Raw genomic sequence first — 20,682 nt, forward strand, 5'->3', positions numbered from 1 at the left:
TTCAACTTGTGAGTGAGACAACCCATGACGGCGCGATCGCCATAAGCGCCCCGCCGTCTCCCGACGACGGTCTGTCCTCGACCGAACTGGCCGCCAAGTACGGCCTGTCGGTGAGCGGTGCCCGTCCGGGACTGGCCGAGTACATCCGCAAGCTGTACGGTCGGCGCCACTTCATCTTCGCCTTCTCCCAGGCGAAGCTGACGGCCCAGTACAGCCAGGCGAAGCTCGGCCAGCTCTGGCAGGTGGCGACCCCGCTGCTCAACGCCTTCGTCTACTTCCTGATCTTCGGCCTGATCCTCGGTGCCGGACGCGGGATGGAGACCAGCGTCTACATCCCGTTCCTGGTGACGGGCGTGTTCGTGTTCGCCTTCACCCAGACGTCCGTGATGGCGGGCGTGAAGGCGATCTCGGGCAACCTCGGGCTCGTGCGGGCCCTGCACTTCCCCCGTGCCTCGCTGCCCATCTCCTTCGCGCTCCAGCAGCTCCAGCAGCTGCTGTTCTCGATGATCGTGCTGCTGGCCGTGGTGGTCGCCTTCGGCAGCCTCCCCGCTCTCTCCTGGCTGCTGGTGCTGCCCGTCCTGGTGCTCCAGTTCGTCTTCAACACCGGTCTGGCGCTGATCATGGCGCGGCTGGGCAGCAAGACGCCCGACCTCGCCCAGCTCATGCCGTTCATCATGCGTACCTGGATGTACGCGTCGGGCGTGATGTTCTCCATCCCGCTGATGCTCGCCGGCAAGCCGAACGTGCCGAGCTGGGTCGTGGACGTACTCCAGTACAACCCCGCCGCCATCTACATGGACCTCATCCGCTTCGCGCTGATCGACGGTTACGGCTCCGAGAACCTGCCCCAGCACGTGTGGGCATCGGGTCTCGCGTGGTCGCTCCTCGTCGGCATCGCGGGCTTTGTGTACTTCTGGAAGGCTGAGGAACGATACGGCCGTGGCTGACCTCAACGAGCAGGGACGCGTCCCCACCGTCATCGCCGACGACGTGCACATCGTGTACCGCGTCAACGGCGGCGGCGGTGGCAAGGGCAACGCCACTGCGGCACTGAGCCGCATACTCAGGCGCGACAAGGGCGAGGCGCGCGGAGTCCGCAAGGTGCACGCCGTCCGGGGGGTCAGCTTCACCTCGTACCGAGGCGAGGCGATCGGCCTGATCGGCACCAACGGCTCCGGCAAGTCGACCCTGCTGCGCGCCATCGCGGGGCTGCTGCCCACCGAGCACGGCAAGGTCTACACCGACGGCCAGCCCTCGCTGCTGGGCGTCAACGCCGCGCTGATGAACGATCTCACCGGCGAGCGCAACGTCATCCTCGGCGGTCTCGCCATGGGAATGACGCGCGAGCAGGTGCGTGAGCGCTACCAGTCCATCGTCGACTTCTCCGGCATCAACGAGAAGGGCGACTTCATCACTCTGCCGATGCGGACCTACTCCTCCGGCATGGCGGCCCGGCTCCGCTTCTCCATCGCGGCGGCCAAGGACCACGACGTCCTCATGATCGACGAGGCGCTGGCCACCGGTGACCGCAAGTTCCAGATCCGCTCCGAGGCGCGGATCCGCGAGCTGCGCAAGGAGGCCGGCACGGTCTTCCTGGTCAGCCACAGCAACAAGTCGATCAGGGACACCTGCGACCGCGTGCTGTGGCTGGAGAAGGGCGAGCTGCTGATGGACGGCCCGACGGACGAGGTGCTCAAGGCGTACGAGAAGGAGACCGGCAAGTAGCCGTGTTCCAGGGGAAGTTCGAGCCCCCTCCCACACAGCGAAGCGGCCCCCGCCGGATCCGTCCGGCGGGGGCCGCTTCGCGTACGCGTGGTCAGACGCCGGCCGGGGCGCGTTCCGGCTCGGCCGCGACGGGCTCCTCGGCGAGGCCCACCTTGCCGTGCAGCGTGCGCAGCGCGGCCGGCGCGTACCAGGCGCCGCGCCCCAGCAGCCGCATCGCGGCCGGTACGAGCACACCGCGCACCGCCACCGCGTCGATGACGATCGCCAGACCGCTGCCGATGCCGAACATCTGGAGGAAGCTGATCCCGCTCGTACCGAAGGCGAAGAAGCTCACGGCCAGCAGCCCGGCCGCCATGCTGACGATCCGCCCGGTGCGGGCCAGACCCTGGGTGACGGTCGTCGTCCGGTCCGCGCCCGCGTCGTGCAGCTCCTTCATCCGGCTGGTCACGAACACCTCGTAGTCCATGGACAGTCCGAAGGCGACGCAGAACAGCAGCACGGTCATCGAGGTGTCCATCGGCTGCGGGGTGAAGCCCAGCAGCGACGAGAGATGGCCGTCCTGGAAGATCCACACCATCGCGCCGATCGCGGCCGACAGGCTGATCGCGTTGAGCAGCAGCGCGCGCAGCGGCTGGACGACACTGCCGGTGAACAGGAACAGCAGGACGAAGGTCGTCACGACGACCAGCCCGATCGCCAGCGGCAGCCGGTCACCGATGGACTGCCGGGAGTCGACGAGGATCGCGTCCGCGCCGCCGACCAGCATCTCGGTGCCCGCGGGCCTCTCCAGCGCCCGGATGTCCGCCACCAGGTCCTGGGCGGCAGCGGACTTGGGCGCCGTGCCGGTGACGACCACGAGGCGCTGCGCGTCCGGCCGGCCGAGGCCCGCGTTCGCGGGGCCCGGCTCCTGGCCCCGCCCGTCGGTGTACGTGCCGGCGGAGGCGTCGACGCGTACGACACCGTCCAGCCGGGACAGTTCGCCCGCGTACGCCGCCAGCGGCTCCGCCCCCACGGCCGAGGTGCTCACGATCTGGACGGCGCCCGCCTCGTCGGTCGGGAAGTCCTGCTGGACGGCCGTCGCGACCTGCCGGCCGGCCGCGTCCTCGGGCAGCACCCGCTCGTCGGGCGTGCCGAACGTGACGCCGAGCAGCGGGCTCGCGACGAGCAGCAGCACGGCGAGCACCGGCAGGGCGGTGAGGGCGGGCCGGCGCATGACAAGGGCGGCGAGCCGTCCCCAGAAGGGCGCGTCCGAGCGCCGTACCGTCCTGGCCCAGGGCAGCCGCCCCTTGTTGACCCGGTGGCCCAGCACGGCCAGCAGCGGCGGCACGACGAACAGGGCGGCGACCACCGCGATCACGACCACGCCGATCCCCGCGTAGGCGAAGGAGCGCAGGAAGAACGGCGGGAAGACGAGCAGCGCGGCGAGCGCGGCGGCGACGGTCGCGGCCGAGAACAGGATCGTGCGCCCGGCCGTCCTCACGGTGGTGCGCAGTGCCTCGGGGACCTCGTCCCCGGCGGCGAGCTGTTCGCGGAAGCGGCTGACAAGCAGGAGCGCGTAGTCGATGCCCAGCCCCAGGCCGAGCGCGGTCGTGAGGTTGATCGCGAAGACCGACACCTCGGTCACGCTGCCGAGGACGAAGAGGAGCGCGAACGTGCCGACGATCGCGATCAGTCCGATGACCAGCGGCAGCGCCGCGGCCACCAGGCTGCCGAAGGCGAGGACCAGCAGCAGGAGCGTCACCGGTACGGCGATCGCCTCGGCCACGGCGAGGTCGCCGGAGACCTGGGAGCTGATGTCGATGCCGATGGCGGTCGCGCCGCCGGCGCGGACCTCGACGCCGTCGCGGTCGCCCGTGTAGCGGTCGATCAGCTCCTGGGCGCGTTCGGTGCGCCGGGTCTCGTCGCCCTTCACATGGAGGGCGATCAGCGCTTCGCCGCCGCTCTCCGAGATGAGCCGCGGGCTCTTGGTGTCCCAGTACGAGACGACGTTGCTCACGGTGCTGTCGTCCTTGAGCCCGTCCGTGAGGGCGCGGCCCCGCTCGTCGACGGCGGGGGAGCCGGGCCCCGGCCGGGTGCCCTCCTGGCCGACCAGGAACAGCAGGTTGGTCTCGCCCCCGAACTTCTCGTCGATCCGGACGGCGGCCCGCGACGACTGCGCGTCCGGGTCGTCGAAGCCGCCGCCGAGCAGCTTGCCGAAAGCGCCGGCTCCGAGCACGCCCATGGCGACCACGGCGACGGTGGCCAGTACGAGTAGGAGCCGCGACCTCTTCAGGGCCAGCTCAGCGATCTTGGACAGCACGGGATCCCCCATCTCCGAATGTTAACGGCGTCAACACCGACTCTGGCAGGGGATGTTAATACTGTCAACATCGGGCAGGATGAAGGCATGGAGAACAATCGGGCGACCCCGGGGGCCAAGGCCGGCTATCACCACGGCGATCTGCGCAACGCGCTGATCACCGCCGGAGTGGAGCTGGCGACCGACGGGGGACCCACCAAGGTGGTCCTGCGTGAGGTGGCCCGCCGCGCGGGCGTCTCGGCCACCGCCGCCTACCGCCACTTCGCCGGCCAGGGCGATCTGCTCCTCGCGGTCAAGATCCAGGCGCAGCAGATGCTCGCGGACGCCATGGAGCGGGTCGCGGCGGTGGCGCCCGGCGCGGACTCCACCGGTGCGGACGACCCCGGCGCGGCCGCCGAACAGCGGCTGGCGGCGATCGGCCGGGGATACGTCGGCTTCGCCCTGGAGCAGCCCGGCCTCTTCCGCACGGCCTTCAACCACTCGCTCTTCCCGGGCGCCGGCGAGGACGCCGGATGGGGTGGTGTGACGTCGCCCGCCGACAACCCCCAGTACCGCTCGTACCACCTGCTCACCGAGGCGCTGGACGAACTGGTCGCCACCGGCCGGATGCCCGCCCACAACCGCCCCGGTGCCGAGGCCGCCGCCTGGTCGACGGCGCACGGCCTCGCGATGCTCATCCTCGACGGACCGATGGGCCGGCTGCCGGCCGCGGACCGGGACGCCGTGATCGAACGTACGACCGACACCATCGTCGCCGGACTCCTGGTGCCCCGAGGGCGCCCCGGCGGAGCGTGAACCGCGACCGTACGCGGCCGCAGCCGGACGGCGTCGCGGCGGCGCCCGACACCCGCTCAGCACCCGCCCGCCGCCTGTCAACCGTCAAACTTCCGTCAAGTCCCGTGCCGCTGAGGAAGGTTGAAGCGACTCGTGATGTTGTCGTTGTGCGCGAGGTGCCCCGGCGCGGCCGTGGGCGTTGTACAACGTAAGCTGTACCGGTGCTGATTCGTGGCAAGAGCGGCGATACGTCCGTAAGCCCCGGCTGACCGGCTGCGGATCCGTCCATATCGGCGGAATCCCAGTCGCCAGGCCGCGCGGCGTGTCCGAAATGGGATGTTTGGGTCGGCAGTGTAGAACGGGAGACGTGACGGCAATGACGGTTGATCTCCAGCTCCGCGAGGGTCGCGCCGTCCCCGCAGCAGGCGGTCCGAGGTGACGGCCGCCCCCCAGAGGCAGGCCGAGACCTCCTCGCGTGCCACCCTCGACAAGGCGTCAGGTGAGAACTTTCCCGTCGCCCCCTTCTTCCTGCCGCGCGCCTGGCGCGACGACCTGATGGCCGTCTACGGCTACGCCCGTCTCGTCGACGACATCGGCGACGGCGACCTGGCGCCCGGCGGCGCCGACGCCCGCCACCTCGGCCTCGACGCCGGGGCGACGGACGACCGGCTCGCCATGCTGGACGCCTTCGAGGCCGACCTGAACCGGGTGTTCGACCCGGCGGGCCCGGCCCCGCGCCACCCACTGCTGCGGGGTCTCGTCCCGACCGTACGGCGCCACGCGCTCACCCCCGAGCCGTTCCTCGGTCTGATCCAGGCCAATCGCCAGGACCAGTCCGTGCGTCGCTACGGCACCTACGACGACCTCCTCGCCTACTGCGAACTCTCCGCCAACCCCGTCGGCCGCCTCGTCCTCGCGATCACCGGCACCACGAGCCCCGAACGCGTCCGCCGCTCCGACGCCGTGTGCACCGGACTCCAGATCGTCGAGCATCTCCAGGACGTCGCCGAGGACCTGGCGGGCGACCGGATCTATCTGCCCGCCGACGACATGAAGCGGTTCCGTGTCAGCGAGGCCGACCTCGCCGCGCCGACCGCGAACGCCTCCGTCCGGAGCCTGATCGCCTTCGAGGCCGAACGCGCGGGTCAACTCCTCGACGAGGGAGGGCCGTTGGTGCACAGCGTGCACGGCCGGCTCCGACTTCTTCTGGCCGGATTCGTCGGTGGGGGGCGCGCCGCTCTCTCAGCGGTCGCCGCCGTGGGACACGATGTACTGCCCGGACCGCCCAAAGCCACCACACCACGTCTGCTGCGTGAAGTGGGAGCAGTCCTGCGGAAAACGCACAGAAAGGGGTGAGCCGGATCGTGGAGGGACAGACCCCCGTGTCGGCGCCGGTACAGGCCGCGTACAGCTATTGCGAGGCCGTCACCGGGCAGCAGGCCCGTAATTTCGCCTACGGCATCCGGCTGCTGCCCGCCGAGAAACGGCAGGCCATGTCGGCGCTGTACGCGTTCTCGCGGCGCGTCGACGACATCGGCGACGGCACGCTGGAGCCCGGGGCCAAGCAGTCGAGGCTCGAAGACACCCGCGCCCTCCTCGGACGGATCAGAAACGGCCAGATCGAGGAGGACGACACCGACCCCGTCGCCGTCGCACTCACCGACGCGGCCGGCCGCTTCGCGCTCCCGCTCGGCGGGCTCGACGAACTGATCGACGGCGTCCTGATGGACGTCAAGGGCGAGACGTACGAGACGTGGGACGACCTCAAGATCTACTGCCGGTGCGTCGCCGGAGCCATCGGCAGACTCTCGCTCGGGGTGTTCGGCACCGACCCCGCGGCGCCGGGCGCCGAGCGCGCGTCCGAGTACGCCGACACCCTCGGCCTCGCGCTCCAACTGACCAACATCCTGCGCGACGTACGCGAGGACGCCGGCAACGCGCGCACCTATCTGCCCGCCGACGACCTCGCCAAGTTCGGCTGCTCGGCGGGCTTCGACAGCGCCACCCCGCCCGCCGGCTCCGACTTCGCCGGGCTCATCCACTTCGAGGCCAGACGCGCCCGCGCGCTCTTCGCCGAGGGCTACCGGCTGCTGCCCATGCTCGACCGGCGCAGCGGCGCCTGCGTCGCCGCCATGGCGGGCATCTACCGCCGGCTCCTCGACCGCATCGAACGCGACCCCGAAGCCGTCCTGCGCGGCCGGGTCTCGCTGCCCGGACGCGAGAAGGCGTACGTCGCCGTGCGCGGGCTCTCCGGACTCGACGCCAGGAACATCTCCCGGCAGAGCGTCAGGAGGCGCGCGTGACGCCGCTGTCCGGCGGCGCCGACGGCGGACTCGGCGCCCCGCGATCAACCTCCCGGGGATCTGTCGCGTCCCTGACTGCGACAGTCACGGGGGAGGGCGTATGACGACATCCGGCAGTACGACATCGCGCCACGCGGTCGTCGTCGGCGGCGGCATCGCCGGTGTCACCGCCGCGCTCCAGCTCGCCGACGCCGGAGTGCGCGTGACGCTCGTCGAGGGCCGCCCCCGCCTCGGCGGTCTCGCCTTCTCCTTCACCCGCGACGAGTTGACCGTCGACAACGGACAGCACGTGTATCTGCGCTGCTGCACGGCCTACCGCTGGTTCCTCGACCGCGTCGACGGCGCCGCCCTCGCCCCCGTACAGGACCGGCTCGACGTCCCCGTACTGGACGTGGGACGCGACCGGCCCCGGGTCGGACGGCTGCGCCGCAACGCCCTGCCCGTACCGCTGCATCTCGCCGGAGGGCTCGCCACCTACCCGCACCTCTCGCTCGCCGAGAAGGCCTCCGTAGGACGCGCCGCGCTCGCCCTCAAGGCGCTCGACCCGGCCGACCCCGCGCTCGACGGCATCGACTTCGCGACCTGGCTCGGCCGGCACGGCCAGTCGGCGCGCGCCGTCGAGGCCCTGTGGGACCTCGTCTGCGTCGCCACGCTCAACGTCCGCGCCGCGCAGGCCTCCATGGGTCTGGCCGCGATGGTCTTCAAGACCGGACTGCTCTCCGAGCGCGGCGCCGCCGACATCGGCTGGGCCCGGGTGCCACTCGGTGAAGTGCACGACACGCTGGCCCGTAAAGCCCTCGACGCCGCGGGCGTACGGACCGAACTGCGCACCCGCGTCACGGCCGTGACCCGCGCCGAGGACGGGCGCTGGGCCGTCGACGTCCCCGGCGAGCGCATCGAGGCGGACGCGGTGATCCTCGCAGTACCGCAGCGCGAGACGCACGCGCTGCTGCCCGACGGCGCGCTCGATCACCCGGGCCGGCTCCTCGACATCGGCACGTCGCCGATCCTCAACGTGCACGTCGTCTACGACCGCAAGGTGCTGCGCCGCCCGTTCTTCGCCGCGCTCGGCACCCCCGTCCAGTGGGTCTTCGACCGCACGGACGCCTCGGGTCTGAAGGAGGGTCAGTACGTGGCGCTGTCTCAGTCGGCCGTCACGGACGAGATCGACCTGCCCGTCGCCGAGCTGCGCGCCCGCTACCTGCCCGAGCTGAAACGTCTCCTCCCGGCCGCGAGAAGCGCCGAGGTGCGGGACTTCTTCGTCACACGGGAGCGGACGGCGACCTTTGCCCCCACGCCCGGCGTGGGCCGGCTGCGCCCCGCCGCGCGCACCCGCGCGCCCGGCTTCTTTCTCGCCGGGGCGTGGACCGCGACCGGCTGGCCAGCGACCATGGAAGGCGCGGTCCGCAGCGGCTTCAGCGCGGCGGGCGCGGCCCTGTCCGAACTCGGCCGCGCCCACCGGCATCCGCTGCGGGAGGCCGCATGAGGCGGGAGGCCGCCGTGCCGGGCACGGCAGGGAAGAGCGCGGCGGCGAAGATCGCCACAAGGACAAGCGCGGCAAGGACGAGTACGGCGACGACGCGTACGGGACCCATGAGTACTGCAGAAAGAGGAGAGACCGTGCCGACTGTGCCCCCGGCGAATCCGGCTGTCGACACCGCGGACGTCTTCGCGCTGCTGGAGCGCGGCCGAGCCCTGTCCACCCCCGTGCTGCGGGCGGCCGTCGGCAGGCTCGCCCCGCCGATGGACACCGTCGCCGCCTACCACTTCGGCTGGATCGACGCCGAGGGACGGCCCGCCGACGGTGACGGCGGCAAGGCCGTACGACCCGCGCTCGCCCTGCTGTCGGCGGAGGCGGCCGGAGCGGCGGCCGAGACCGGTGTCCCCGGCGCCGTCGCCGTGGAACTGGTGCACAACTTCTCGCTGTTGCACGACGACCTGATGGACGGCGACGAGCAGCGCCGCCACCGGGACACCGTGTGGAAGGCGCACGGCCCCGCCCAGGCGATCCTCGTCGGTGACGCGCTGTTCGCGCTCGCCAACGAGATCCTGCTGGAGATCGGCACCGTCGAGGCGGGCCGCGCGACCCGTCGGCTCACCACCGCCACCCGCAAACTGATCGACGGGCAGGCGCAGGACATCTCCTTCGAGCACCGCGAGCGGGTCACCGTCGAGGAGTGCCTGGAGATGGAGGGCAACAAGACGGGCGCGCTGCTCGCCTGCGCCGTGTCCATCGGCGCCGTCCTCGGCGGAGCCGACGACCGGACGGCCGACGTCCTGGAGTCGTACGGCCACCACCTCGGCCTCGCCTTCCAGGCCGTCGACGACCTGCTCGGCATCTGGGGCGACCCCGGGGCCACCGGCAAGCAGACATGGAGCGATCTGCGCCAGCGCAAGAAGTCCCTGCCGGTCGTCGCGGCCCTCGCCGCCGGAGGCCCCGCCTCCGAGCGGCTCGGTGAACTCCTGGCCGCCGACGCCAAGAGCAGCGACTTCGCCAGCTTCTCGGAGGAGGAGTTCGCGACCAGGGCCGCGCTCATCGAGGAGGCGGGCGGCCGGGAGTGGACCTCGCAGGAGGCCCGCAGACAGCACACCGTCGCCATCGAGGCCCTGGGCGGCGTGGACATGCCCGAACGGGTCCGCGCACAGCTCACCGCGCTCGCGGACTTCGTCGTCGTACGAAAGAGATGATCACGACCGCCATTCGAAAGAGATGATCACCATCGCCATTCGCATATCCGCGCTCACCGGAGGCTGACGCACCGTCAGCCTCCGCAGTCGCCGTTCGTTCGGGCCGTTCACGGTCCGACGGACGACGGAGACCCCAGCACAGCAGAGGACCAACTGCACGTAAGGGGAAGCCATGACAGCGACGACCGACGGAAGCACCGGGGCCGTGGGACCCCGTGCTGCCGCGGCGAGCGAACCGTCCGACACCACTCCCGTCGCGAGCGACATCGGAGAGGTCGCACGGCGTGCCACCGCACGATCCGTCGAGCATCTGCTCGGCCAACAGGACGCCCAGGGCTGGTGGAAGGGCGACCTTGAGACCAATGTGACCATGGACGCCGAGGATCTGCTCCTCCGTCAGTTCCTCGGGGTGCAGGACGCGAGGACCACGGAGGCGGCCGGCCGGTTCATCCGGGGAGAGCAGCGCGCCGACGGGACCTGGGCCACCTTCTACGGCGGACCAGGCGAACTCTCCGCCACCATCGAGGGATACGTCGCGCTGCGCCTCGCCGGGGACAGACCCGACGACCCGCACATGGCCCGCGCCGCCGCCTGGGTCAGGGAGCAGGGCGGCATCGCCGAGAGCCGGGTCTTCACCCGGATCTGGCTCGCGCTCTTCGGCTGGTGGAAGTGGGACGACCTGCCCGAGGTACCGCCCGAACTGATCTTCCTGCCCAAGTGGTTCCCGCTGAACATCTATTCGTTCGGCTGCTGGGCGCGGCAGACCATCGTGCCTCTCACGATCGTCTCGGCCCTGCGTCCCGTCCGTCCCGCGCCCTTCGCGCTCGACGAGCTGCACGCGGATGTCGCTCGACCGAACCCTACCAAGCCCCTTGCGGCGGCGGCGAGTTGGGACGGGATCTTCCAGCGCATCGACAAGGCCCTGCACCTCTACCACAAGGTCGCACCGCGCGTCGTACGTCGCACGGCGATGAACGCGGCGGCCCGCTGGATCGTCGAACGCCAGGAGAACGACGGCTGTTGGGGCGGCATCCAGCCCCCGGCCGTCTACTCGGTCATCGCCCTGCATCTGCTCGGCTACGACCTCCAGCACCCCGTGATGCGCGCCGGACTCGAATCGCTCGACCGTTTCGCCGTCTGGCGCGAGGACGGCTCGCGCATGATCGAGGCCTGCCAGTCCCCGGTGTGGGACACCTGCCTCGCCACGATCGCGCTGGCCGACGCGGGCGTGAGCGCGGACCATCCCGCGCTGGTCAAGGCGGCGGAGTGGATGCTGGACGAGCAGATCGTGCGCTCCGGCGACTGGGCCGTCCGCAGGCCGGGACTCACCCCCGGCGGCTGGGCGTTCGAGTTCCACAACGACAACTACCCGGACATCGACGACACCGCCGAGGTCATCCTCGCCCTGCGCCGGGTGGCCCACCCGGACACCGTGCGCATGGACAAGGCCGTGCAGCGCGGCGCGCGCTGGACGCTCGGCATGCAGTCGAAGAACGGCGCCTGGGGAGCCTTCGACGCCGACAACGTCAGCCCGTTCCCCAACCGGCTGCCGTTCTGCGACTTCGGCGAGGTCATCGACCCGCCGTCGGCCGACGTCACCGCGCACGTCGTGGAGATGCTGGCGTACGAGGGCCTGGCCCAGCACCCCGACACCCGGCGCGGTATCGAGTGGCTGCTCGCCGAACAGGAGGCGGACGGCGCCTGGTTCGGCCGCTGGGGCGTCAACTACGTGTACGGGACGGGGTCCGTCGTACCGGCACTCGTCGCCGCCGGGATGTCCGTCACCCACCCCGCGATCCGCCGCGCGGTCGGCTGGGTCGAGTCCGTACAGAACGACGACGGCGGCTGGGGCGAGGACCTGCGCTCGTACCGCGAGGAGAAGTGGATCGGGCACGGCGCGTCGACCGCCTCGCAGACCGCGTGGGCGCTGCTCGCGCTCCTCGCCGCCGGGCGGCGCGACACGCCGGCCGTCGAGCGCGGCGTGGCCTGGCTCGCGGCGGCCCAGCGGGAGGACGGCTCCTGGGACGAGCCGTACTTCACCGGCACCGGGTTCCCGTGGGACTTCTCCATCAACTATCACCTCTACCGGCAGGTGTTCCCGCTCACGGCGCTCGGCCGGTACGTCAACGGGGAACCGTTCGCGGACCGCGCGCTCGCCCGCGCCGAGCGGCTGGGGGACGGCCGGTCGAGGAACACGGACGAGCGACGGCCGGACAGCCGGGCGGACAGCCGCAAGGGGGCCTGATGGACTCTCCCCCCGACAGAGTCGGCCCCCCGGACCTGTCCGGCGACCCGTCCGCCACACCCCTGCTGATCGCCTGCGCCCTCGGCATCGAGCAGGTGGCCCTGCGCAGCGGCCTGCAGAGCGGTCTGCCGGGCCGCGGCGGCCGGACGGGCGACGCAGGGCCCGTCACCGTGCTCCGTACGGGCATGGGCCCCAAGAACGCCGAGCGTGCGACGGCGCGCGCGCTCGGAACGGACCGGAACAGGGGCGCGGTCGTCATCGCGTCCGGATTCTGTGCCGGCCTGGTCCCCGGCATGAAGCCGGGGGACCTGATCGTCGCCGAAGAGACCCGGGGCCCCCACGGCTCGGCACCCTGCACGGGAACAGGGCTGCTCGTGGAGGCGCTGTCCCGGGCGCTGCCCGGACGTACGGTCCATACCGGCCCGCTTACCGGATCCGACCATGTGGTGCGCGGCCCCGAGAGGGACGGACTGCGCGCCACGGGAGCCGTCGCCGTGGACATGGAGTCCGCCGCCACGCTCCTCACTGCTCTGAGCGCCGGGTCCCGCCCGGTTGCGGCCGTACGGGTGGTCGTGGACGCTCCAGAGCATGAGCTAGTCCGAATTGGCACGGTACGCGGTGGAATATCAGCCTTCCGTGTCCTTCGTGCCGTCATTCCGGCTTTTCTTGAATGGCACCGTTCTTTGCTGCTCCCCAGGAGGTGAGCTAGATGGCCATGCCGCTCCGTCAGACCATCAGGGTCGGGACATACCTCGTTGAACAGAAGCTCCGCAAGCGTGAGAAGTTCCCACTCATCGTCGAGCTGGAACCCCTCTTCGCCTGCAATCTCGCGTGTGAGGGCTGCGGCAAGATCCAGCACCCGGCCGGGGTCCTGAAGCAGCGCATGCCCGTGGCGCAAGCGGTGGGGGCGGTGCTCGAATCCGGGGCACCGATGGTCTCCATCGCCGGCGGCGAGCCGCTGATGCACCCTCAGATCCATGAGATCGTCCGGCAGTTGGTGGCGAAGAAGAAGTACGTCTTCCTCTGCACCAACGCGATGCTGATGCGCAAGAAGATGGACAAGTTCACGCCGTCGCCCTACTTCGCGTTCGCCGTGCACATCGACGGCCTGCGCGAGCGGCACGACGAGTCCGTCGCCAAGGAAGGGGTCTTCGACGAGGCCGTGGAGGCGATGAAGGAGGCCAAGAAGCGCGGCTTCCGGGTCACCACCAACTCCACCTTCTTCAACACCGACACCCCACAGACCATCATCGAGGTCCTCAACTACCTCAACGACGACCTGAAGGTCGACGAGATGATGATCTCGCCCGCCTACGCCTACGAGAAGGCACCCGACCAGGAGCACTTCCTGGGCGTCGAGCAGACGCGGGAGCTGTTCAAGAAGGCGTTCTCCGGTGGCAACAGGGCGCGCTGGCGCCTGAACCACTCACCGCTCTTCCTGGACTTCCTGGAGGGCAAGGCCGACTTCCCGTGCACGGCCTGGGCGATTCCCAACTACTCGCTCTTCGGCTGGCAGCGACCCTGCTATCTGATGAGCGACGGGTACGTCCCGACGTACAAGGAACTGGTCGAGGAGACCGACTGGGACAAGTACGGCCGGGGCAAGGACCCGCGCTGCGCCAACTGCATGGCGCACTGCGGCTACGAGCCGACGGCCGTGCTCGCCACCATGGGCTCCCTCAAGGAGTCGCTGCGAGCGGTTCGGGAGACGGTCGCCGGGAGCAAGTGACACCGGCGGCCCGTGACGTCATGGCCACCGGAAGGACAGCGGATCTCGTCGCCGCCGTCCTTCCGGTGGCCTGACCGGCAGTCACAGAGAGCTGACGGATCCGCCGAGGATCCAGAGGGGGCCGAGCATGTCGAAACTGGAGAACATCCGGGGGCCGCGCGACCTGAAAGCGCTGGCCGCGGCCGAACTCGACGAACTGGCCGAGAACATCCGGGAGTTCCTGATCCCCGCCGTGGCCAGAACCGGCGGACATCTGGGGCCCAACCTCGGGGTGGTGGAGCTGACCATCGCCCTGCACCGGGTCTTCGACTCCCCGGCCGACCGCATCCTGTGGGACACCGGACACCAGAGCTACGTACACAAACTGCTCACCGGCAGACAGGACTTCTCCAAGCTGCGGACCAAGGGCGGCCTCTCCGGCTACCCCTCGCGCGCGGAGTCCGACCACGACGTCATCGAGAACTCCCACGCCTCCACCGTGCTCGGCTGGGCCGACGGGCTCGCCAAGGCCCGCCAGGTGCTCGGCGGCGAGGACCATGTCGTCGCGGTCATCGGGGACGGGGCGCTCACCGGCGGCATGGCGTGGGAGGCACTGAACAACATCGCCGCCGCCAAGGACCGCCCCCTGATCGTCGTCGTGAACGACAACGAGCGTTCGTACAGCCCCACCATCGGCGGCCTCGCCCGGCACCTCGCCATCTTGCGTACCACCGACGGCTACGAGCAGATGCTCGCCTGGGGCAAGGAAGTCCTCCAGCAGACCCCCGTGGTCGGCCGGCCGCTGTACGGGTCGCTGCACGGCGCCAAGAAGGGCTTCAAGGACTTCGTCGCGCCGCAGGGCATGTTCGAGGACCTCGGGCTCAAGTACATCGGCCCCGTCGACGGCCATGACATCGCGGCCGTCGAGTCGGCGCTGCGCCGCGCGAGCCGCTTCACCGGCCCCGTACTGGTGCACTGCATCACCGAGAAGGGGCGTGGCTACCAGCCCGCGCGGGACGACGAGGCCGACCACTTCCACACCGTCGGAGTGATGGACCCGCTGACCTGCGAGCCACTGGTACCGCCCGGCAAACCCTCCTGGACGTCGGTCTTCGGCGACGAGATCACCGCCATCGGCGAGGAGCGCCCCGACGTCGTGGCCGTCACCGCCGCCATGCTGCACCCGGTGGGGCTGACGGGATTCGCCGCGCGCTTCCCCGACCGCGTCTGGGACGTCGGCATCGCCGAGCAGCACGCCGCGGTCTCCGCCGCCGGGCTCGCCACCGGGGGACTGCACCCCGTCGTCGCCGTCTACGCCACCTTCCTCAACCGCGCCTTCGACCAGCTGCTCATGGACGTCGCGCTGCACAAGTGCGGCGTCACGTTCGTACTCGACCGGGCCGGCGTCACCGGCGTCGACGGGCCCTCCCACAACGGCATGTGGGACATGTCGCTGCTCCAGTGCGTACCGGGCCTGCGGATCGCCGCGCCGCGTGACGCGCGGCAGCTCAGGTCGCTGCTGCGCGAGGCCGTGGATGTGGCCGACGCGCCGACCGTGGTGCGCTTTCCCAAGGAGTCGGTGGGCGAGACGATTCCCGCCGTCGGGCGCACGGGCGGCCTCGACATCCTGCACGGCACGGCGGAGGCCGCCGGAACGGACGTGCTGCTCGTGTCGGTCGGCGCGCTCGCCGGGGTCTGTCTCGGTACGGCCGAACTGCTGGCCGCGCGCGGCATCGGCTGCACCGTGGTCGACCCCCGCTGGGTCAAGCCCGTCGACGAGGCCCTGGCGCCGCTGGCCGCGCGGCACCGGCTCGTGGCCGTCGTGGAGGACAACAGCCGCAGCGGCGGCGTCGGTTGGGCCGTCGGGCAGGCGCTGCGCGACGCCGAGGTGGACGTACCGCTGCGTACCTTCGGCATCCCCGAACAGTTCCTCGACCACGCCAGGCGCGGCGAGGTGCTGGCCGACATCGGGCTCACCCCGGTCGAGATCGCGGGACGGATCAGCGCCGCACTGACGCGCAAGGAGAACACGCAATGACGGAGCAGACGACGCCCCTGACCCGGGGCAAGGGCTTCGACCTCGCGAAGCTGCTGGCCGAACGCGGCGGCGAGCGCTACGAGTTGCACACCGCCTACCTCAACCACCAACTCCCGCGCATGCTGCGGACCATCGGCTTCGACAAGGTCTACGAGCGCGCCGAGGGCGCCTACTTCTGGGACGCCGACGGCAACGACTACCTCGACATGCTCGCCGGCTTCGGCGTGATGGGGCTCGGTCGGCACCACCCCGTCGTACGCAAGGCGCTCCACGACGTCCTCGACGCCTCGCTCGCCGACCTCACCCGCTTCGACTGCCAGCCGCTGCCCGGCCTGCTCGCCGAGAAGCTGCTCACGCACAGCCCGCACCTGGACCGGGTCTTCTTCGGCAACAGCGGTACGGAAGCGATCGAGACCGCGCTGAAGTTCGCCCGGTACGCCACCGGGAAGCCCAGGATCCTCTACTGCTCCCACGCCTTCCACGGGCTGACCACCGGCTCGCTCTCCGTCAACGGCGAGGACGGCTTCCGGGACGGCTTCGCGCCGCTGCTTCCCGACACCGCCATCGGGATCGGTGATCTCGACGCGCTGGAGCGGGAGTTGAAGCGCGGCGACGTCGCGGGCTTCGTCGTCGAACCGATCCAGGGCAAGGGCGTCAACGCGACACCGCCCGGCTTCCTGCGGGCGGCGCAGGAGTTGCTGCGCCGGCACAAGGCGCTCCTCATCGCCGACGAGGTGCAGACCGGGCTCGGCAGGACCGGCGACTTCTACGCGTACCAGCACGAGGAAGGCGTCGAGCCTGACCTGGTGTGTGTGGCGAAGGCGCTCTCCGGCGGCTATGTGCCGGTCGGCGCGACCCTCGGCAAGGACTGGATCTTCAAGAAGGTCTACTCCTCGATGGACCGGGTGCTGGTCCACTCGGCCAGCTTCGGATCCAACGCGCAGGCGATGGCGGCGGGCCTGGCCGTCCTGTCGGTGATCGAGGACGAGCAGATCGTCGCCAACGCCAGGGCGACCGGCGATCTGCTGCGGTCGCGGCTCGCCGCGCTGGTCGACCGGTACGAGCTGCTGAGCGAGGTGCGCGGCCGGGGGCTGATGATCGGCATCGAGTTCGGGCGGCCTACGTCGATCGGGCTGCGGAGCCGCTGGGCGATGCTGCAGAAGGCCCGGAAGGGTCTCTTCGCGCAGATGGTCGTGGTGCCGCTCCTGCAGAAGCACCGCATCCTCACGCAGGTCTCCGGGGACCATCTGGAAGTGATCAAACTGATTCCGCCGCTGACCATCGGAGAACCCGAGGTCGACCGCTTCGTGACGGCCTTCACGGCCGTGATGGACGACGCGCACGGCGGTGGCGGGCTGATGTGGGACTTCGGCAGGACGCTGGTGAAGCAGGCCATCGCGAACCGGTGAGGGGGAGCCTGCCGGGGGCTACGGCAGGGTTTGGCTCGGCGGTTCGCCTCAGGGTTTGCCTCTGAGGCAAGAAATTTGCCTCAGAGGAAAAATCCTGGCGCAATGGAGGCATGAACAACCCCACCGCCATCGGTGAGCACGACCCCACGACAGAGGTCCTGCCGGACGTCGCACCCCGACTGCGTGAGCTGCGGCGCGGCCGGGGCCTCACCCTGGAGGCCGCCGCCGGACGGGCCGGGCTCTCCCCGGCCCACCTCTCCCGCCTGGAGACCGGGCGGCGCCAGCCCTCGCTGCCCATGCTGCTCGGTCTGGCCCGCGTCTACGGTACGACGGTCTCCGAGCTGCTCGGCGAGGAGCCGCCCGAGCGCGATCCCGTCATCCGCGCGGCGCGGGCGGAGCCCGTGGAGGCCGACGGCTGGATCTACCGCCAGGCGGGCAGCTCGTCCGGCCGCGCGATGCAGCCGCTGCGGGTGACGGTGCCGTACGGGGCGCAGGGCGACCTCGTCCGCGTCCATCCGGGGGAGGAGTGGATCCATGTCCTGGAGGGGCGGCTGCGGCTGGGCCTCGGGGACGCCGTCCATGTGCTCGATCCGGGGGACAGCGCCCACTTCGACTCGATGACACCGCACCGCCTCGCGGCGGCCGGCCCCGACGGCACCGAGCTGCTGTTCGTACACACCCTGCTGACCAGCCCGATCGCCGAGCTGTGCCTGCCGGGCGGGGCCCACCGCCGCTGACCCGTCGTCACCTTCGACCGGACCGATCGCCAGTTACCCGACCAGAGAGGCCGTCACCGTGCCTGAGAACTCCCCGGAGCAGGTCCAGGAGCCGTTGTCCGAGGCGCCCGCCGTGCCTGCGGCGCCAGCGGTTCCTGCGGCGCCCGCGGTTCCTGCGGCGCCCGCGGTTCCTGCGGCGCCCGCGGTGCCTGAGGTGCGCGATGTGCCCGAGGTGCCCGCCAAGTCCGTCATGGACGAGGAGGGCAACTTCCCGCGCGGCCTGGCCATCCGCCTCTTCGTCTACCTCGTCGCCGGCCACGCCGTGGCCGGCTTCCTCTGGCTGCTCTTCGAGGCGGGCGCCAAGTAGGCCCGGTCCGCCCCCCCCGGCCCCGCTGTCAGCCCTCGTCGACGAGACGCGCCCGCAGCCGCTCGCGTGTCTCGTCCGTCAGCCCCAGGCCGTCCGCGAGATAGCGGTCGACGCTGCCCCACGTCTCCTCCATCGTCGTGAACGCCGTTTCGAGATACACGGCGCGCGCGTCGAAGAGCGGGGCCAGCAGCTCCAGCACCTCCGGCGAAGTCGCGCCGGGCGACGGGTCGCTGCGGCGTACCAGGTACCTGCGGTGCGGATCGTTCGACTTCAGATAGTCGGCCTCGATCGCCTCCCGCTCCACGCCCACGGCGAGCAGCGACACCGCGATGGAGAGACCGGCCCTGTCCTTGCCCGCCGCGCAGTGCATCAGCGCGGGCAGGCTCTCCTCGGCCAGGGCGTCCAGCACGCGCCGGTGTTCGGCGGTGCGGTCCAGAATGATCGAACGGTACGAAGCGGACATCCGGGCCACGCCCTTGCCGTCGGCCAGGATCGACCGAAGCTGGTCGAGATCACCGTCGCGGACCATCTTCCAGAACTCGGTCCCGTCGGCCGGGTCGGTCAGCGGAATGTTCACGTTCCGTACGCCCGGCAGCTCGATGTCCAGGCCGTCGAGCTTCTGGTCGGCGGCGTTGCGGAAGTCGAAGACCGTGTGCAGGCCCAGCGACGTCAGGAACGCCGCGTCCTCGGTGGTGGCGTGCGCGAGGTGGCCGCTGCGGTAGAGCCGTCCGTACCGTACGCGCCGCCCGTCGACGGTCGGCAGACCGCCCACGTCGCGGAAGTTGCGGACACCGGCCAGGTCGGGCTCGGTCGGCGGGACCTGCTGCGGCACCTCGTGCGTCACGTGAGCTCCTCCGCGTGTGCGGTCGGCGCTCGTCGCCGACGCTGTCGCGCTCCGAACTTTACGACATCGGTTCCCGCTGAAATCAGTTCAAGAAAGGGGCTTCTGTCCGTATTGAGTGATTACATCTAACGTGCCCTGGTCGCAGGGGAGATGGGTGCAGATCGGCCTCGGCTGGTGAGCAGGATCATATCCGTGACGGTGTGTGGCGGGGCCGGAGAAGGGAATTGGGACGTCGCACGGAATTCGAAGATCCGTAATCCACGCAGGGTGACCGCTCGCGGCGGCCGATATTCGAGGCCGGATTGCCGAAGGAATACAACGGCTTGTACGGGTAGGCCCACCCGGCTTACGGTCACCGCAATCCGAGCGGATCGCCGAATCCTGCCGCCGCTCGGAATCCGCATCCACCCAGCACCCATCACGTGTGGCAGGAGCGGGGGACCCAGGTAGTACGCCGGCCCGGACATCCGGACGGCTTGGGGTTAAGTCGCGTCACGGCGCGGCCGGGCATCTCCAGCCCGAACCCGACAGCTCACCTCGTAGGCGCCGGAGAGGAATTCGCCATGCCCGCAAAGGGTAAGCACCGTCGTCCGAGGACCAACCCGATCACCCGCGGATTCGTCGCCGCCGGAACGGGTGGCGCCGCCATCGCAATTCCGCTCATCGGTGCCACGGGCGCCCACGCCGCCGAGCAGACCAGCGCCCCGTCGGTGGCGCACACCGCCTCCACCGCTTCCGCTCCCGCCGCCGCGCCGCAGACGGCTCAGCAGGCCGCGACCGCCAAGACCGTGAAGACGTACTCGGTCACGGCGGGCGACTACCTCGCCAAGATCGCCGAGACGCAGAAGGTCAGCGGCGGCTGGGAGAAGCTGTACGAGGACAACCGCGAGGCCGTCGGTGACGACCCGTCGCTGATCCACCCGGGTCTGAAGCTCACCATCGGCGCCAAGGCCAAGGCGTCCTCCGAGGGCAAGGCCGAGGCCACGCCGAAGAAGGCCGCGCCGAAGAAGGCCGCGCCCGCGAAGCCCGCCCCGGCCGAGCCCGCGCCGAAGGCCGACACCACGGCCAACCAGCCCGCGGCGCAGAGCGACGCCTCCGGCTACACCGCCCCCGTCGACGGCGCGGCCACCACCACCGCCTACCGCGCGGCCGGCGGCAGCTGGGCCAGCGGCTACCACACCGGCGTGGACTTCGCGGCCTCGTCGGGCACCACCGTCAAGGCGGTCGGCCCCGGCACCGTTGTCTCGGCCGGCTGGGCCGGGTCGTACGGCAACGAGGTCGTCATCAAGCACGACGACGGCCAGTACTCGCAGTACGCCCACCTCTCCTCGCTCTCCGTCTCGGCGGGCCAGAGCGTCGGCGGCGGCGACCAGATCGGCCTCTCCGGTTCCACCGGCAATTCCACCGGGCCGCACCTGCACTTCGAGATCCGCACCGGCCCGAGCTACGGCTCCGACGTCGACCCGCTGGCGTACCTGCGCGGGCACGGCGTTTCTCTCTGATCTCTTCGGGTCTCTCTGGGTCTCTTCGGTGTCCGGGAAAGGTCGTTGGCCGGTGCATGTGTGC

The 20,682-nt window shown here is 70.7% G+C and carries 17 protein-coding genes and 1 riboswitch; of the genes, 15 read left to right on the forward strand and 2 right to left on the reverse strand.

Going from position 1 to position 20,682, the window contains the following annotated elements; translation table 11 throughout:
* The first annotated feature begins 8 nt into the window (after nt 1-8).
* Both ACFT9I_RS27925 and ACFT9I_RS27930 read left to right on the forward strand, forming a co-directional pair.
* Entirely contained in the window at nt 9-947 is a 939-nt protein-coding gene (locus tag ACFT9I_RS27925) for an ABC transporter permease (RefSeq protein ID WP_382568683.1), read from the forward strand.
* Nucleotides 940-1,725, forward strand: coding sequence for an ABC transporter ATP-binding protein (locus tag ACFT9I_RS27930; RefSeq protein ID WP_382568685.1), 786 nt, complete (start codon nt 940-942; stop codon nt 1,723-1,725). Before ACFT9I_RS27925 ends, ACFT9I_RS27930 begins: the two co-directional genes overlap by 8 nt.
* Nucleotides 1,726-1,816: 91 nt before the next feature.
* Here the strand turns inward: ACFT9I_RS27930 and ACFT9I_RS27935 are convergent, their stop codons facing one another.
* Complete coding sequence (locus ACFT9I_RS27935) at nt 1,817-4,024, reverse strand: MMPL family transporter (RefSeq protein WP_382568714.1); 2,208 nt, start codon at nt 4,022-4,024, stop codon at nt 1,817-1,819.
* Between the two features lie 87 nt (nt 4,025-4,111).
* On the opposite strand from ACFT9I_RS27935, the gene ACFT9I_RS27940 reads away from it, so the two are divergent.
* The 12 genes from ACFT9I_RS27940 (at nt 4,112) to ACFT9I_RS27995 (ending at nt 18,272) form a co-directional block, all read left to right on the forward strand.
* Nucleotides 4,112-4,819 carry a TetR/AcrR family transcriptional regulator gene (locus tag ACFT9I_RS27940; protein WP_382568687.1) on the forward strand — a complete coding sequence of 236 codons (708 nt, stop codon included), beginning with the start codon at nt 4,112-4,114 and terminating at the stop codon, nt 4,817-4,819.
* A gap of 414 nt (nt 4,820-5,233) precedes the next feature.
* Nucleotides 5,234-6,154: a squalene synthase HpnC gene (gene hpnC, locus ACFT9I_RS27945; protein ID WP_382568689.1), complete on the forward strand. Its 921-nt coding sequence runs from the start codon at nt 5,234-5,236 to the stop codon at nt 6,152-6,154.
* Complete coding sequence (gene hpnD, locus ACFT9I_RS27950; protein ID WP_382568691.1) at nt 6,151-7,101, forward strand: presqualene diphosphate synthase HpnD; 951 nt, start codon at nt 6,151-6,153, stop codon at nt 7,099-7,101. Before hpnC ends, hpnD begins: the two co-directional genes overlap by 4 nt.
* Nucleotides 7,102-7,159: 58 nt before the next feature.
* A complete protein-coding gene (hpnE, locus tag ACFT9I_RS27955) occupies nt 7,160-8,587 on the forward strand; it encodes a hydroxysqualene dehydroxylase HpnE (protein ID WP_382568716.1) in 1,428 nt (475 codons plus the stop codon).
* Nucleotides 8,588-8,730: 143 nt separating this feature from the next.
* On the forward strand, nt 8,731-9,789 hold the full coding sequence (locus ACFT9I_RS27960; RefSeq protein WP_382568718.1) for a polyprenyl synthetase family protein: 1,059 nt from the start codon (nt 8,731-8,733) through the stop codon (nt 9,787-9,789).
* Nucleotides 9,790-9,961: 172 nt separating this feature from the next.
* Nucleotides 9,962-12,034: a squalene--hopene cyclase gene (gene shc / locus ACFT9I_RS27965; RefSeq protein ID WP_382568693.1), complete on the forward strand. Its 2,073-nt coding sequence runs from the start codon at nt 9,962-9,964 to the stop codon at nt 12,032-12,034.
* The gene (locus ACFT9I_RS27970) at nt 12,034-12,738 is read left to right on the forward strand and encodes a 1-hydroxy-2-methyl-2-butenyl 4-diphosphate reductase (protein WP_382568695.1); all 705 of its coding nucleotides are present in this window, start codon (nt 12,034-12,036) and stop codon (nt 12,736-12,738) included. The genes shc and ACFT9I_RS27970 overlap by 1 nt, the downstream gene beginning before the upstream one ends.
* A gap of 5 nt (nt 12,739-12,743) precedes the next feature.
* The gene (hpnH, locus tag ACFT9I_RS27975) at nt 12,744-13,763 is read left to right on the forward strand and encodes an adenosyl-hopene transferase HpnH (protein WP_382568697.1); all 1,020 of its coding nucleotides are present in this window, start codon (nt 12,744-12,746) and stop codon (nt 13,761-13,763) included.
* Between the two features lie 127 nt (nt 13,764-13,890).
* Nucleotides 13,891-15,780, forward strand: a complete 1,890-nt coding sequence (gene dxs / locus ACFT9I_RS27980; RefSeq protein ID WP_382568699.1) for a 1-deoxy-D-xylulose-5-phosphate synthase — start codon at nt 13,891-13,893, stop codon at nt 15,778-15,780.
* Nucleotides 15,777-17,189: an aspartate aminotransferase family protein gene (locus ACFT9I_RS27985; protein WP_382568701.1), complete on the forward strand. Its 1,413-nt coding sequence runs from the start codon at nt 15,777-15,779 to the stop codon at nt 17,187-17,189. Before dxs ends, ACFT9I_RS27985 begins: the two co-directional genes overlap by 4 nt.
* A gap of 110 nt (nt 17,190-17,299) precedes the next feature.
* Nucleotides 17,300-17,926, forward strand: coding sequence for a helix-turn-helix domain-containing protein (locus ACFT9I_RS27990; RefSeq protein ID WP_382568703.1), 627 nt, complete (start codon nt 17,300-17,302; stop codon nt 17,924-17,926).
* Nucleotides 17,927-18,128: 202 nt separating this feature from the next.
* Nucleotides 18,129-18,272: a DUF6126 family protein gene (locus ACFT9I_RS27995; RefSeq protein ID WP_382568705.1), complete on the forward strand. Its 144-nt coding sequence runs from the start codon at nt 18,129-18,131 to the stop codon at nt 18,270-18,272.
* Between the two features lie 28 nt (nt 18,273-18,300).
* On the opposite strand, the gene ACFT9I_RS28000 is transcribed toward ACFT9I_RS27995, so the two are convergent.
* A complete protein-coding gene (locus ACFT9I_RS28000) occupies nt 18,301-19,104 on the reverse strand; it encodes a tyrosine-protein phosphatase (protein WP_382568720.1) in 804 nt (267 codons plus the stop codon).
* A 414-nt stretch (nt 19,105-19,518) separates the two neighbouring features.
* Nucleotides 19,519-19,675, forward strand: a riboswitch (cyclic di-AMP (ydaO/yuaA leader).
* 4 nt (nt 19,676-19,679) lie between these two features.
* On the opposite strand from ACFT9I_RS28000, the gene ACFT9I_RS28005 reads away from it, so the two are divergent.
* Nucleotides 19,680-20,618, forward strand: coding sequence for a LysM peptidoglycan-binding domain-containing M23 family metallopeptidase (locus tag ACFT9I_RS28005; protein WP_382568707.1), 939 nt, complete (start codon nt 19,680-19,682; stop codon nt 20,616-20,618).
* Nucleotides 20,619-20,682: the final 64 nt, after the last annotated feature.

Origin of the sequence: Streptomyces sp. NPDC057137 (assembly GCF_042670825.1) — a bacterium.
Lineage (GTDB): Bacteria > Actinomycetota > Actinomycetes > Streptomycetales > Streptomycetaceae > Streptomyces.